The organism is Thalassospira sp. UBA848, from assembly GCF_002295455.1.
GTDB lineage: Bacteria > Pseudomonadota > Alphaproteobacteria > Rhodospirillales > Thalassospiraceae > Thalassospira.
In genome coordinates this window covers 51416-66440 of record NZ_DBGS01000038.1, presented here as the reverse complement: position 1 = coordinate 66440, position 15025 = coordinate 51416, and the positions used below count along the sequence as shown (strand labels likewise).

Below are 15025 nucleotides of genomic sequence, written 5' to 3'. Positions count from 1 at the left end.
CCGGGCGTTTCGGCCTATGCCGCGACCGCTGCCGAAATCGGGGCAGAACTGACACTGCCAGATGTGTCCCAGACGGTGATTCTGACCCGGACAGCCATGCGTTCATCAAGCATGCCTGACGGCGAGAGCCTTAAGGAACTTGGCAAATCGCGCGCAACGCTGGCGGTCCATTTGTCGATCAATAACCTCGCCAATGTCGTGCGCGATCTGACGCCGTATTATGGCGAAGATTGCCCGGTTGTGATTGCCTATCGCGCAACCTGGCCCGACCAGAAATACATATTCGGCACGCTTGGTGACATCCGTGCCAAGGTCAAGGGCAGCGGTATCACGCGTACGGCGCTGATCATGGTCGGCGAGGTGTTCGGTCGCAAGGATTTCACCGACTCTAGGCTTTACGCCGCAGATCACACCCATGTGTTGCGCCCGGCAAAAGCATGATCGGGATCGGGCGGATGTAAACTCCGCCCGTTTTTTGCACAAACGCTCTAATCATCAAGTTTATTTTTTCATCAGATCAGTAGTTTGCTGAAAAATCTGTCATTTCAACCGTCAACATCCTTGACCCTTGCCCGCCCGGCACCCTTTAATCAAAGGGTAATAAACGGGAGTATGCATGTTCAACGAGATGAGAATGGGCGACCAAATCCGCGAACCTTATCGCGCTTTGGTTGACTGGATGGAAGCAAACGGTCCCGAGGTTCTCGAACAAAAGCGCCTTGAAGCCGAAACCCTGTTTCGCAAGATTGGCATTACGTTTGCCGTTTATGGCGAGGGCGGAGATCCCGAACGGCTTATTCCCTTTGATCTGATTCCCCGCATTTTCACATCTCAGGAATGGCGCAAGCTTGATCGCGGTGTCAAACAGCGTGCCCGTGCCCTGAACGCGTTTCTCTATGACGTCTACCACAATGCCGAAATCATCAAGGCGGGCATTGTCCCGGCGGATCTTGTGTTTCGCAACGAGGCGTTCGAACCGGCCGTGATCGGTATTGATCCGCCGCGCAATGTCTACAGCCATATTGTCGGTGTTGATATCGTCCGTACGGGCCCCGAAGAATTTTATGTTCTGGAGGATAACTGTCGGACGCCATCAGGTGTGTCCTACATGCTTGAAAACCGCGAGATCATGATGCGCATGTTCCCGGACCTGTTCAAAAATCTTCGGATCGAGCCGGTCGAAAGCTATCCGGACATGCTGCTGAAAACGCTTAAAAGCATCGCGCCGCGCAAATGTGACCGTGAACCGAACATCGTGGTTCTTACCCCGGGTGCGATGAACAGTGCGTATTACGAACATTCCTTCCTTGCCGACCAGATGGGTGTTGAGCTGGTCGAAGGTCAGGACCTGTTTGTTCATGAAGACCGGGTCTATATGCGCACCACCCGCGGTCCGGCCCGGGTTGATGTGATTTATCGCCGCATCGATGATGCCTATATCGACCCACTTTGCTTCAAAAGCGATTCGGTGCTGGGTATTCCCGGCTTGATGAATGTCTATCGCTCGGGCGGGGTTGCGATCTGTTCTGCACCGGGGGCCGGTGTCGCTGATGACAAGGCGGTTTACACCTATGTACCCGATATGATCCGCTTCTATCTGGGGCAGGAGCCGATCCTCAATAACGTGCCGACATGGAAATGCGGCAAGCCTGATGACCTGAAATACGTTCTCGAACATCTGGGCGAACTGGTGGTCAAGGAAGTCCACGGCTCAGGGGGCTATGGCATGCTGGTCGGGCCAGCATCAACCAAGGAAGAACAGGCCGCCTACGCCAAACGGATCGAAGCCGATCCCGGCGATTTCATCGCCCAGCCGACATTGTCACTGTCGGCCTGCCCGACCTTTGTTGAAAGCGGCATTGCCCCGCGCCACGTTGATTTCCGGCCTTTCTGCCTTGTTGGCGACAATGTGCGCCTGACGCCGGGTGGATTGACCCGTGTCGCGATGCGTGAAGGCTCACTTGTCGTGAACTCGTCGCAAGGCGGCGGGGTGAAGGACACATGGATCATGAGTGATTAAAGGAAAGGGTTGAGTAATGCTTAGTCGTACCGCAGACAACCTTTTCTGGCTGTCGAGATATGTCGAACGGGCCGAAAACATGGCCCGCCTGATGGAGATGGGCTATCGCATGGCCCTGATGCCCGCCGCTGCAAGCGGTAACCGATCAGAATGGGAATCCGTTCTGTCAGCATCAGGCTGTGCGGCGGGATATGATCCCGATGCACCCTTGCGTCAGGAAGAAGTCGCCAATTTCCTGATCTTTAACCGGGATAACCCGTCATCCATCCTCAACTGTTTTGAATATGCCCGGGCAAACGCACGCGCCATGCGTACCGCGATCACTGCGGAAATGTGGGAAGCGCTGAACAACGCCCTGATGGAACTTCGTCGCCCGTCGATGCACAATCTGGCCAAGAATGAACTGCCTGAATTCATCGACTGGGTCAAAAAGCAGGGCGCACTGTTCCGCGGTGCTACCGATTCCACGATTTTGCGTAATGACGGGTATGACTTTATTCGTCTGGGCACCTTTATCGAACGTTCGGACAACACTGCGCGCTTGCTCGACGTCAAGTATTACGTCTTGCTGCCCGAAACCAGCATGGTCGGCGATGGTGTTGATAACTATCAATGGACAACGGTCTTGCGTGCAGCATCGTCGCTGCGCGCTTTTCACTGGGTCTATCGTGATGATTACTCACCGCACCGGATTGCACATTTCCTGATTCTCAATCCGTTTAGCCCACGGTCACTGGCACATTGCGCCGAACAGATCACGCAACACCTTGAACGTCTGGCGCGTCATTACGGCCAACGCCACAGCGTCCACCGGCAGGCCGTCGAGATATATTCCCTGCTCACGCAAAGCGACATGGATGAGATTTTCTCGACCGGGCTGCATGAGTTCCTGACTGATTTTCAGGGTCGGAACCGTATCCTGTCGCATGCCATTGCCGACGCATATCATTTCGGGGGGCAGTAAGATGCGCTTGAACGTCGAACACAGAACCCACTATCGCTATGAAAGTCCGGCCTATCATGCGGTGCAAAGCCTGAAGCTAACCCCGGCAGAGTTTGAAGGCCAGAAAATCATTAACTGGTCGATCACGGCTGAGGGGTGCACAATCGGGTCGGAATTTACTGATGGCAATGGTGATATCATTAGCACATTGACTTCAAACGGCCCGGTAGAGGCGATTGAAATCGTCGTTAAGGGCGAGGTCGAAACAACCGATACCGCCGGTGTCCTGCGCGGACACAAAGAACGCGCATTTCCCGCCGTGTTCCTGCGATCCACCCCAATGACCAAATCAAGTGCCGCCATCCGCAAGCTTGCCGACAAGATTGCCAAGAAGACCAAGGATGGTTCGGCGCTGGAATTGGCGCATGCCCTGGCTGCGGCTGTGGGAGAGGCCATTGAATATGCGCCCGGCGCAACCCACGTCCATACCACGGCGGCTGATGCGATTGCCGATGGCAAGGGTGTTTGTCAGGATCATGCCCATGTACTGATTTCTGCGGCCCGCCATCTTGGCATTCCGGCCCGCTATGTATCGGGATACCTGTTTGCCGATCACGAAGGCAAACCGCACGAGGCATCCCATGCATGGGCAGAATTGAATTTGCCAGAATTCGGTTGGGTGGGGTTTGATCCGGCCAACAAGTGCTGTCCGACCGATAATTATATCCGGCTCGGTTCCGGTCTTGATGGACAGGTTGCCACACCTGTGCGGGGCGTACATACTGGTGGCGCGAATGAAAATTTGGATGTAACAGTCGTCATTTCGCAATCACAACAATAGTCGGGCGACAAAAAGATGACCTACTGTGTCGGGTTGATGCTGAACGAAGGGATGGTTTTCCTTTCGGACACGCGGACCAATGCGGGCCTTGATAACATTTCGCGCTATCGCAAGATGTTCACCTGGGAAGTTCCCGGTGAACGGGCGATTGTCGCACTTTCGGCAGGCAATCTGGCCATCACCCAGGCAGTCATGAGCACCCTGTTTGAGGCCATTGATGACCCCAACACCAAGCCCGGAAACTGCATCCTGAGCGCGCCAAGCATGTTCCGTGTTGCGGAACTGTTCGGCGAAGCCATGCAAAAGGTTCAGCTGAAATATCATGACACCCTTGAACAGCATCATGAAAGCAGTGCTGCATCCATCATGATTGGTGGCCAGCGCAAGGGCGGCGATCAGCGCCTGTTTCTGGTTTATGCGGCCGGGAACTTCATCGAAGCCACATCTGACACACCCTATCTTCAGATTGGCGAACACAAATACGGCAAGCCGATCCTTGATCGCGTGATCACGCCCGACACCCCGATCCAGGATGGTGTGAAGGCGGTGTTGCTGTCGATGGATTCAACGCTGCGTTCCAACCTGTCAGTCGGCATGCCGCTTGATCTGGCCGTATTGCCCGATGACACCTGCCAGTTTTCCGAGATCCGCCGGATCGAGGCGGATGATATGGGCTTTCGTGCTCTTTCGGATGCGTGGTCAAACGCGCTTCGTGATGCCTTTGCCGACATGCCAGACGAACATCGCGATATCGCTGCGGAATAGGGGCTGAATACAAGTCTTGATAAAGCCGGACCTTTGGTCCGGCTTTTTGTTTGTCGAATTCCGTCTTATCGACCGTGATGAAGGGATCCTTCAACCCGTGTCAGATGGCTGTGGTGGCTTTGATGCCGATGGGTCAGAAGGCGATAGACCCAGACCTTGATAACGCCTGCCACAACAAACCAGCACAACGCATACCCCCACACCACCAGCGCGTGATACCAGCCAATTGGTGGTACAAACCAACCATAAACTGCCGCCAGCGTCCCGATGATCTGGGTGATCTCCGTTGCGAGAAACAGTTTGATGTTCGGATAGGGCTTCTGCCAGAAGAAACCCTTGTGCCGGGTGAGATAGATCGTCAGATGCCCCGCCACCAGAAGCTTGAGAAAAATCAACGTCTGAACTTCTTCGGGTGGCAGGTGCAACCAGGTTTCCGACACCCAAAGCAACGCAAATGACGAAACAACCCCGATCGCGCCCAAAAGCGATGCCATGGTGAGCGTATTGCCCATATCCCATCGCACCGGATGTTGGGCAACATCTGCATTGTCATAGGCGATCATCATGATGGGGAAATCATTGAGCAACGCCAGCAACACAATCATCACCGCCGTCACCGGATAGAAATCAAACACCAGGATCGAAATCGTCATAAACAGCAAAACGCGGATCGTTTCGGAAATCCGAAAGGTCGCGTAACTGCCCATGCGCTCGAAGATGCGTCTGGATTCCTCAATCGCGCTTGTTATCACCGAAATGCCCGGCGCGGTCAGAACGAGATCGGCCGCTGCCCGTGCCGCATCGGTCGCATTGGAAACCGCAATACCGATATCGGCCTGTTTAAGTGCCGGCGCATCATTCACACCATCCCCGGTCATGCCGACAATATGGCCACGATCCTGAAATTGGCGAACAATCGCATATTTATGTTCGGGAAAGACACGGGCAAAACCATCTGCGCGCTCCATCAGGACCGGATCGCGTGCCTGATTGTTGCGATCAAACACCGCATCAGCTGGCAGGATGTTTTGACCCAAGCCCAGTTCACCAGCGACTTCACGGCCAATCGCCTCGTGATCGCCGGTAATCATGCGGATATCGACCCCATTGCGGCGCAGTTCGGCAACCGTTGACGCCGCATCCTCGCGCGGCGGATCAAACAGCGGCAACAATCCCAGAAAACGCCAATTGCCATCATGATCAGTTTGCGCCACGCCAAGGGCGCGGTATCCATGCTCGGCCATGGTTTTGATCGCGTTCATCACCGGGCGATAGGCTGCGACACTTTCGATATCGGATGCCTCATCCTCACACAGAAGCGCCAGAACCGCCTGCGGCGCGCCCTTTGCCACCATGATCGACTTGCTGTCGTGGGTTACTTCCGCCTCGGCCCGCTTGCGTACCGGGTCAAACTGGCGGAACACGGAAACGTCATACCCCTCAAGCTGTGCCGGGTCACCAAGCGTGGCAAAAACTGCGCGATCAATCGGGTCGTGACTGTCGACTTCCGAAGCCAGGGCCGCAGCACGGATAAGTGTTTCTTCATCGTCGGCATCGATCAGAACCGGCGTTCCCACGGTTAAATGGTTTTGCGTCAAGGTTCCGGTCTTGTCAGAACACAGGATATCCATCCCGGCCAGTTCCTCAATCGAGACCAGCCTTGATACAATCGCCTTCATCCGTGCAAGTTTTTCGGCCCCAACCGCCAACGTCACCGAAAGAACCGCTGGCAAGGCTACCGGAATTGCCGCCACCGCCAGGATCAGGGCAAACAGCAAGGTCTCCATCAATGGATCGCCACGATGCAGGGCGACCGTCATGATCAAGGCAATCAGGCCCAGCGTGATCAGGATCAGGAAATTGCCAATGCGCAAGACTGCACGTTGAAAATGGGATTTCTTGCCAGCGCCTTTGACCAGACTGGCCGTTTTGCCGATATACGTCGCCATACCGGTCGCGATGACCATGGCGGTCATCTGCCCCTGCCGTGCAATGGCACCAGAATAGACCTCATCCCCCACCTTCATATCAACCGCAAGCGACTCACCGGTCAGGGCCGACTGATCAACCCGCAAGTAGTCGCCTGACAGCAGCTTGCAGTCTGCGGGAATGATATCGCCAAGCTTGATGCGAATGATGTCACCGGGCACCAGGCCCTGTGCCGGAAGGTCCGACCATGCACCATCCCGCAACACGCGCGCATCAGGTGCAAGGCGCTGCTTTAACGCGGCGATGGCATTGTCGGCCTTGAATTCCTGCCAGAACCCCACCCCGGCATTCAAAACCAGCATCACCATGATGATGGCAAAGTCTGACCAATGCTGCACAACTGCCGACAGAATGGCGGCAACTTCGATCATCCACGGGATTGGCCCCCAGAAGAACGACAAAAGCTTTTTAAGCACACTGGTTTGGCCGTCTTTCAGACGGTTTTCACCGAACTGCTCGACACGGTGCTTTACCTCATCCTGTGCAAGACCTTTTTTCGGGTCGGTCCGCAGCAATGACGGGTCAATTTCAGGGAATTCGCGTTTGGCAGTCTGTTCCATCATGACGGTGCCTCTTTGCCCCTGCTGGCGATGTGGGGAACTGCAATACTTCTAGAGTATATTGCAGCGCACAACATTGCTGCACATCAATCTGGTCGACAAACGTTTGCGCACAAATTATCTATAAAACATGAAAAAAAGCAGCACAGACACCACGGTCGCGGGCCGCATTACCCGCGCACTGGCAGAACGGATTATTTCCGGTGAATTCGAACCCGGCATGAAACTGCGTCAGGACCATTTCGCAGAGGAATTCGGCGCCAGTCATGTTCCAGTGCGCGAAGCCTTTCGCAGGCTGGAGGCACAAGGCCTTGCTGTTAGTGAACCGCGCCGCGGGGTCCGGGTTGCAAGTTTTGACATTGCCGAGGTCCGCGAGGTTGCTGAAATGCGTGCGTCGCTTGAGGTTCTTGCCCTTCGCAACGCGGCCCCCAATCTGACGCCGGATATTCTCGACCTTGCAGAGGCGCACAACCGCGAAGGTGAAAACGCCGCCGACGTTCAGGCTTGGGAACAGGCCAACAAGGCCTTTCACCGTGTAATCCTTGAGCCATGTGGCATGCCGCGCCTGCTTGCGACCATTGATGATCTGCATGCCGCCAGTGCACGGTTTCTGTTTTCGGGCTTCCGGATGGAATGGGAAGCCCCGACAGATCAGGACCACCGGGCAATCCTGGCGGCACTTCGAAGCAATCAGATTGACGTTGCCGCCGCCACCCTTGCCCGACATGTAAAATGGATCGGCAAAAACCCGGCACGGTAATGGACGCAGGCACGCACCAAACACGCTGAGGTGCCACCAAACCCAGCTTCTTTTACGCCCGCTTTCCGTCAAAAATGAAACGATCGACACCCGATACAGGGTGTACCGGCGTCGCCCTTGCACAATCCGAGCGATCAGATTGTGCTCGAACCTTATTTTATAGATAAAAAATATATTTATAAATCAATTATTTATGGATTTAACCCACTGGATTTCATCAAAATTCACTTTCACAGTTCATTTTTGCGTTGATTTCAGCGCCGGATCGCGGCGTAATTAGGATAGAAATCATCGTTTTATAGATAAAATGAATTCAAGCGGGTTCGAACGGGAAAAAAGGACGATGCGCTGCGCTGCGGTGCCGACGCCGCGCGGCAATGCCGGGAACAGCATCAAGGCGCGCACTTGCATCCCCATCGCCAAAAAGGCTCTTCGACCCAGCTTGTAAAGTTCAACCCCCGAACCCGTGCCGCCCGCACGGGTTTAATTGGCGAAGCTCTCTATCCGTGGGGGCTTCGCCACTTTTTTGGGCTGTGGGGAAAGTGCCTGTAGCTTAGTTCGCCTCGGCGGTTTCACGGGGCTGATAGATAAAGCCATGCGCCGGATAGACACTTCCAAAGCTGCCAAGCGTGTTCATCATGCGCACTTCCGACCAGTCATTATTGGGCGACACATCAACGACCGGCTGGCGGTAATGTACCTTGCCGCGTGTGCGTGAATCACTGCCCCAATTGGCATGGTTCACAAGGATCTTGCGATCATCAAGGATGGCAGACACCACCGCCACATGCCCGAGTTTCAGACGCGATGTCTTGCGCAGCGCAAGAACGGCACCGACCTGCGGGCGATTGCCACGCTGGAAGTTTTTCTGACCGGCCTGCCCCCACCACGTCCAAGCATCACCGTAAATCTGAATGCCGGAAACTTCGCGGGCATAAGGTACGCATTGCAGGAACTTGTCGGTCGGGGCGAACTTGTTGAGCGGCGAGGACGGAATCCTGACACTGGCAACAGACTGAACCGTGTCGCTTGGCATCGGGCCCGTCGGGCGAGATGCGGTATTGCCCGTGGTAAAACAGGCTGAAAGCAACAAACACAGTCCGACAACACCAACCAAACGCATCTGGAAATCCCCATCATCTCACGATGGATCACCATAGGATGGCAGGCCTTAATAATCCTTTACCGCGGCGCATTTGCACGATGCGGCAGCGCGCCAATCCGATAAAGCCGCCAAAGTCCGACACAGGCCGCACACAGGATCAAAACACCTGACCCGCGCGCGGTATATTGAATGTGACCGGCTTCGGAAATCGCCCCCAGCAGCGTTCCACCAAGTGCCATGCCGCCAAAGCTGGTGGCACTCCAGAAACTCATGACCCGACCGCGCAGACGGTTATCAACAGTCAGCTGCAGCGCCGTCTGCGACCCAACACCAACCAGCGTCAAACCACCGCCCGTAAGGGCCACCAAAACCACCGCAAGCTCATACCAAGGCGCAAAACCAAGCCCGGTCATGCCAATGGCAGCAGCAAAGGCACCCATAATTGTCACCCGTTGATAGGCGGTGGCGTCCGAGGCTATGCGCGACAGAATAAAGGTTGATGTTACCGCCCCGACCCCTGCACTTGATGCCAGCATGCCAAGCCCGGTTACACCCCGGTCATAAACCGCTTCGGCAAAGACCGGCATCAGTTCGACCATGCCCGTGCCCACAAGCGAGACAAAGCAGGAAAGGGCAAGGACGGATCGGATCATCGGATGATTGAGCGCATATCGCGCGCCGTCCACAAGCGAGGTCCAGATACGTCTACTTTTGGCATCGGGTGCGCGTTCCATGTGGATGGTCACAACTGAAATGACAAACACCATCGGCAGGTAACTGATCGCGTTGATCATAAAGGCAGCACCCGTCCCCCATGTCGCAATCACCACCCCGCCAACTGCCGGCCCGACCAAACGCGAGATATTGAAATTCATCGCGGCATAGGCCACCGCGCGGTTCATGAAGGCGCGCGGCACAATCACCGGCACCAGTGACAGGCGAATAGGTGTCATTGCACTGCCCAAAATCCCCATCGACCCTGCCAAAACCACCATCCAGGGCAGAGTCATCATGTCGGCATAGGACAGCCCCATCAAAAGAAAGGAAACGCCCGCCTGACCAAGATTGAGCAACATGGCCGTACGGCGCAAATCCACCCGATCAGCCATCACCCCAAAGATCGGACCAAGGAAAAAGGCCGGGGCAAAGTTAAGGGCCGCAATCATCCCGGTCCAAAAGGCCGAACCGGTCAGCGACCACGCCAGCCATGACATGGCGATCTTCTGAATCCACAGGCCTTGCGTCGTGATGCATTGCCCGACGAGAAACAGCAGGAAATTGCGATCAGAAAAAATCGATCTTTGTGCTTCATCATATTTCGGATCGGGTTTGGGATCATCCATATCCGGGGCGGGGTCGGGAACAGGCACAAGGCCTCCAATCATCGGTGACGAGAAAAACCGGGCGTGGCGATCATCATACGGGTGGCGGGGCAATGATCACCAGATCGGTTCGAAAGGAACCCGCGGGGCAGGATGTGCCCCGGCAGATCAGCCAGTTATACGAAAGACAGGCCGTTCTGGCATCAAATCTTCGCAAATCGAACTCGGCACGCCTTCCAAAACCGGGAAGAACGACACATATCTATCTTAAGTGCGAAATCAAAAGTAACAGATGAAATCGTCCAAGAAACCAACGCCTTATACGAGGCCATAGCCCCGAGGCCGGGATATTACCACACATGGTCCAGACATTCCGCGATATCGAACGTGAACAGTTCGCCATCAGCCCAAAGACTTGCGAGTGGACCATTCGCGCGATGACGGCGTTGCGCGCCAATATAGACATCAACATCAAAATGCACGGGCCGCGCGACCATATATCGCAGGGCGACATTTTTATGTTCAATCACTTTGCCCGGTTTGAAACCTTTATCCCGCAATTTCTGATCGCACTTGAAACCGGAGTCTATTGCCGATCAATCGCGTCAGGCGAATTCTTTGTCGAGGATAACAGCTTTTCGCGCTATCTCCGCGCCTTGGGCGGTGTGCCCAATGATTACGAACGTCTCCTGCCGTTTCTGGCCGAGGAAATCCTGCGTGGCGGCAAGGTCGTGGTCTTTCCCGAAGGCGGCATGGTCAAGGATCGCCGGGTGATAGATGCCGACCGCCCGCACCCCAAACGTCCCGATTACAGCATTTATTCCAGATCCGCCGATACCAGACGCGCACATCATACCGGTGCGGCCCTTCTGGGTCTTTGTATTGACGGCTTCAAGATCGGCCTTTCAGCCCTGATTGATAAGGGTAAAACCGGCGAACTCAGACGCTGGGCCACCATTCTTGAACGCAGCGAGGATGACCTGTTGGCAACCCTTGCCAAGCCGACCCTGATGTTTCCAGCCAATATTACCTTCCATCCGTTGCGCGTGGATCAGAACCTTTTGGCCCGCGCAGCTGACATGTTTACGGGCGGGCTTAGCCCCAAAATGGCCGAAGAAATGATCATCGAAGGCAATTTGATGTTCAAAAAGACCGATATGGACATCCGTTTGGGTGACCCGGTCAATCCGCGCGATCAATTCAACTGGCTTGATCGCCGCCTGCTGGCCAAACGGGTGGAACAGGCGCAAAGCATTGACGATTTATTCAAACCCGCAAAGACGATCGAGAAGATCACCGATCGCATTGCGCAGTTTGCGATTACGCGCAATATCAAACCACTGCGTGATCACTGCATGTCGGTGATGTATTCCAATCTGACGATCAATGTAAGCCATCTGGCGTCGCGGCTGATCATGATGTGGTTAAAGGATGGTGTCACCGAAGTTGATATCAGCCATTTTGACCACACGCTTTATCTGGCGATTAAAAACATTCAGCAGGCTGAAAATGTGCATCTGCACCGCGGCATGCGCAATCCGGCAGACTATGCGGGCATTTTCGAGCTTAACTGCCCGCAAATCCGCTTTTTTGTCGACAGCGCGGTTCAGCTTGGCCTGATTGAACGCCGTGATCAGAAATATTGCTTCCTGCCAAAATTGCAGGCCGAAGCCACGTTTGACCAGATCCGCATGGACAATCCGATCATGGTCTATGCCAACGAAATGGCACCGATCCATGCCGCATGGCAGGCCCTTGAACGTGCCCGGATCGAGGTGGATCACCTTAGTCCGACCGACATCGCCCATCGCCGCTTTGACGATGAAATTCTGGCCTGGCAGTGGAATCACACCAAGTTCCAGAAACCGAAATACGACGCGATCAACACGCAGGAAACCGCCACCGCAGACAGCCGGCCCTACCTGCTGCTGCCCAACGGGCAGACGCATTTCAACTGTGGTGTTTTGCTGGTACATGGCTTTTTGGCATCGCCTGCAGAATTGCGTGAACTGGGCGAAAAGTTTGCCGCCATGGGCCATGCGGTGATGGGGGTCCGTCTTGCAGGCCATGGCACATCGCCCCACGAATTACAAAAGCGCAAATGGACCGATTGGCTGGCATCAGTCCGGCGCGGCTATGAGATCCTGAGCCCGTTTTGTGATCAGGTGGTCATAGTCGGATTTTCGACCGGCGGGGCACTTTCGGCCATTCATGCCGCGACCAAGCCTGAAAAACTGCGCGCGCTTGTGCTTGCGGGCACGCCGCTTAAGTTCCGTAATCGCAACCTGATGTTTGTGCCGCTGCTTTATGGAGCGAACAAGCTGATGGGCTGGATGCCGTCCGCGCAGGAATTGCTTAGCTTCCGGCCAAACGAATCCGAGCATCCCGACATCAATTACCGCAACATCCCGATTGGCGGGCTACATCATTTGCGCCAGACCGTGGCCGAAATGCAAAGACGCCTGCCGGAGCTGGACTGCCCAACCCTGATTTTGCAGGGCGATGGCGACAAGGTTGTCGATCCCGCCAGTGCCACCATGATCCGGCGTTTGGCGACAAACGCACCGGAAATGGAAGTCCAGATGCTTGCATCCGACCGGCATGGCATTGTGAATGAAGATATCGACGGGGCGCATGATCGCATTATCGACTTTGTGCAAAGCCACTGCGCGGACTCGGTTCAGAAATCAGAAGCCATCCCGGCAGAATAAACGTGGCCGTTAGGCCAACGTCATCAGCTGCGCCAATCCCAGCCCAGACAGAGCAATATTTAAATCGCGTCTTGACGAGCCACCGCTCTATCCATAGTTTGGATCCATGGATACAAACCTGATCACCCAAGCCCTTCGTAATGAGATCGAGGCCGGTACACTGCTTCCTGGCACGGTGCTTAAGCAGGAAGAACTGGCAGCCCGGTTTGGTGTCAGCCGCCAGCCCATCCGACATGCCCTTGAACGGCTGCACGAAACGGGATTGCTTGAAAAACGGCCAGACAGAAGCCTTGCCGTCACCGGACTGCGCAGCAAAGACGTCCATGAACTCGGCCAGATCAGAATTTCGCTTGAAGTCACCGCCCTTCAGCTTTCAGCGCCGCGTTTGACGACTGCTGCCCTGCGCAAGGCACGGCGGATCAATGAAGACCTGTTTGAGGAAGAGGCCCCGGAAATCCTCGCCGAACTTGATCAGGAATTCCACGCAACACTGTATGATGCATGCGGGAATGAACGCCTGCTTGCAATGATTGATGGTTTGCGCGGCGAAGCCAAACGCGCCTATGCCCTGCAACCCAAAGGGTCACGGTCACGCAGTGATTTTTACCAGGAACATCAACAGATTTTGGCCGCACTGGAAGAAAATGACGTCCAGACCGCATGCGACGTCCTGACCACCCATATCGGCGTTACCGCCGGAATGCTGATCCCGATTGATCAAACCTCAAAATCCGAGAGCCCCGTATGAGCAGCTTTGGCGCAGAAGTCATCTGGACCCGCAAGGAAACTGAAATTTTTACCGACCGGCGCTACTCGCGCGGTCATGTCTGGCGCTTTGATGGCGGGGTCGAGGTGCTGGCGTCCTCGTCACCGCATGTGGTGCCGTTGCCCTATTCAGTTGAGGAAAATGTCGACCCGGAAGAAGCCTTTGTCGCGGCCCTTTCAAGCTGCCACATGCTGTTTTTCCTGCATTTCGCATCCGATGCCGGGCTGGTGATTGACCACTATTCCGACGCCGCAATTGGCGAGATGAAAAACGTCGATGGCAAAACCATGATCACCAAGGTGACCCTTCGCCCCGATATCCGTTATGGCGGCAACACACCGGATGCAGAACTTGTCGCCAATCTGCATCACCGTGCGCACGAAGCCTGTTTTCTTGCCAATTCGGTCAAGACAGAAGTTGTCGTCGAAGCAGCCTGATTGTCAGTTTGAAGCAGGCTTTTGCGCGCAGATCGCATAGCGATGCTGTGCACCGCGTTCCAGCCCCTTGGCAAAGCTGATGTGTTTTTTCTGCGCGCTGTGAATTTGTTTAAGATCGACATCCACCGCTATCGGATCAAATCCGGTCTGAGCCAGCATGGCCTTGACGTCGTCTGCCCGTGCACCATTTGAAAAATGCACGCGTGCCAGAATGTCATGATGGGTTTGCATGTGCGCAACCGGAACTGCCGGTTTGCGAAGGCCAAGGGTTTCAAGAAAGCCCGCCATTGCCTTGTTGAGTTTCGTCGCCCAGGTCGGGGAGACAAAATCACCGTCGACGACCAGAAGCTTGCCACCGGGTTTGAGCACCCGGAACCATTCCGCGAAGGCCGCCGCCGGATCTACCAGCGTCCAGACCAGATGACGGGTGACGATCACGTCATAACTGTTGTCTGCCTCAAGCGTATTTTCCGCATCCCCAAGCAGGAAGGTGATGTTCGATCCGCGCTGAACTGATTTGGCGCGCGCCTTTTCAAGCATCGCTTCAGACCAATCCATACCGGTCACATCAAACCCGAGATCATGCATCAGATGGCTGATAACACCGGTACCACTTGCCAGATCAAGTGCCTTGCGCCCGTTACCCTTGCCGAAATGACGTTCGAACAGGGCATGCCATGCGCTGCGCTCAGACTCGGAAAAAATCTCGTGACCGGGCTGTTCATCAAAGGTTGCAGCCCGCATTGACCAGTATTCCTTGATCTCTTCGCGCAGGTTGAAGTTGCTGGCCTGATTCATGGTCTTGA

General features: G+C 55.1%; 13 protein-coding genes. 9 read left to right on the top strand and 4 right to left on the bottom strand.

Annotated features, from left to right (window positions below; translation table 11 throughout):
- The 5 genes from B2R48_RS05125 to B2R48_RS05105 all read left to right on the top strand — a co-directional run.
- A partial coding sequence (locus B2R48_RS05125; protein WP_296998492.1) for a cobalt-precorrin-4/precorrin-4 C(11)-methyltransferase occupies window positions 1–441 on the top strand: 441 nt, incomplete at its 5' end.
- 175 nt (window positions 442–616) lie between these two features.
- Window positions 617–2020, top strand: a complete 1404-nt coding sequence (locus B2R48_RS05120) for a circularly permuted type 2 ATP-grasp protein (RefSeq protein WP_062957162.1) — start codon at window positions 617–619, stop codon at window positions 2018–2020.
- A 16-nt stretch (window positions 2021–2036) separates the two neighbouring features.
- Entirely contained in the window at window positions 2037–2984 is a 948-nt protein-coding gene (locus B2R48_RS05115) for an alpha-E domain-containing protein (RefSeq protein ID WP_062957161.1), read from the top strand.
- Between the two features lies 1 nt (window position 2985).
- Entirely contained in the window at window positions 2986–3804 is an 819-nt protein-coding gene (locus tag B2R48_RS05110; protein ID WP_296998489.1) for a transglutaminase family protein, read from the top strand.
- 15 nt (window positions 3805–3819) lie between these two features.
- Window positions 3820–4569 (top strand): peptidase, encoded by a 750-nt coding sequence (locus B2R48_RS05105; RefSeq protein ID WP_296998488.1) that lies wholly within the window; start codon window positions 3820–3822, stop codon window positions 4567–4569.
- Between the two features lie 65 nt (window positions 4570–4634).
- On the opposite strand, the gene B2R48_RS05100 is transcribed toward B2R48_RS05105, so the two are convergent.
- Window positions 4635–7121, bottom strand: coding sequence for a plasma-membrane proton-efflux P-type ATPase (locus B2R48_RS05100; RefSeq protein ID WP_296998486.1), 2487 nt, complete (start codon window positions 7119–7121; stop codon window positions 4635–4637).
- A gap of 127 nt (window positions 7122–7248) precedes the next feature.
- Between B2R48_RS05100 and B2R48_RS05095 the strand changes: the two genes are divergently transcribed.
- On the top strand, window positions 7249–7878 hold the full coding sequence (locus B2R48_RS05095) for a GntR family transcriptional regulator (RefSeq protein ID WP_062957158.1): 630 nt from the start codon (window positions 7249–7251) through the stop codon (window positions 7876–7878).
- Between the two features lie 553 nt (window positions 7879–8431).
- Here the strand turns inward: B2R48_RS05095 and B2R48_RS05090 are convergent.
- Window positions 8432–9001 (bottom strand): CHAP domain-containing protein, encoded by a 570-nt coding sequence (locus tag B2R48_RS05090; RefSeq protein WP_296998483.1) that lies wholly within the window; start codon window positions 8999–9001, stop codon window positions 8432–8434.
- 59 nt (window positions 9002–9060) lie between these two features.
- Complete coding sequence (locus B2R48_RS05085; RefSeq protein ID WP_296998481.1) at window positions 9061–10353, bottom strand: MFS transporter; 1293 nt, start codon at window positions 10351–10353, stop codon at window positions 9061–9063.
- 311 nt (window positions 10354–10664) lie between these two features.
- Here B2R48_RS05085 and B2R48_RS05080 point away from each other — a divergent pair, with 311 nt between their 5' ends.
- From B2R48_RS05080 to B2R48_RS05070, 3 genes are all read left to right on the top strand, one after another.
- The gene (locus B2R48_RS05080) at window positions 10665–13016 is read left to right on the top strand and encodes an alpha/beta hydrolase (protein ID WP_296998479.1); all 2352 of its coding nucleotides are present in this window, start codon (window positions 10665–10667) and stop codon (window positions 13014–13016) included.
- Between the two features lie 106 nt (window positions 13017–13122).
- Window positions 13123–13764 (top strand): GntR family transcriptional regulator, encoded by a 642-nt coding sequence (locus tag B2R48_RS05075; protein WP_296998478.1) that lies wholly within the window; start codon window positions 13123–13125, stop codon window positions 13762–13764.
- A complete protein-coding gene (locus B2R48_RS05070) occupies window positions 13761–14219 on the top strand; it encodes an OsmC family protein (protein ID WP_296998476.1) in 459 nt (152 codons plus the stop codon). The genes B2R48_RS05075 and B2R48_RS05070 overlap by 4 nt, the downstream gene beginning before the upstream one ends.
- 3 nt (window positions 14220–14222) lie before the next feature.
- Here B2R48_RS05070 and B2R48_RS05065 read toward each other — a convergent pair whose 3' ends face one another.
- Complete coding sequence (locus B2R48_RS05065) at window positions 14223–15017, bottom strand: class I SAM-dependent methyltransferase (RefSeq protein ID WP_296998474.1); 795 nt, start codon at window positions 15015–15017, stop codon at window positions 14223–14225.
- Between the last annotated feature and the right edge of the window lie 8 nt (window positions 15018–15025).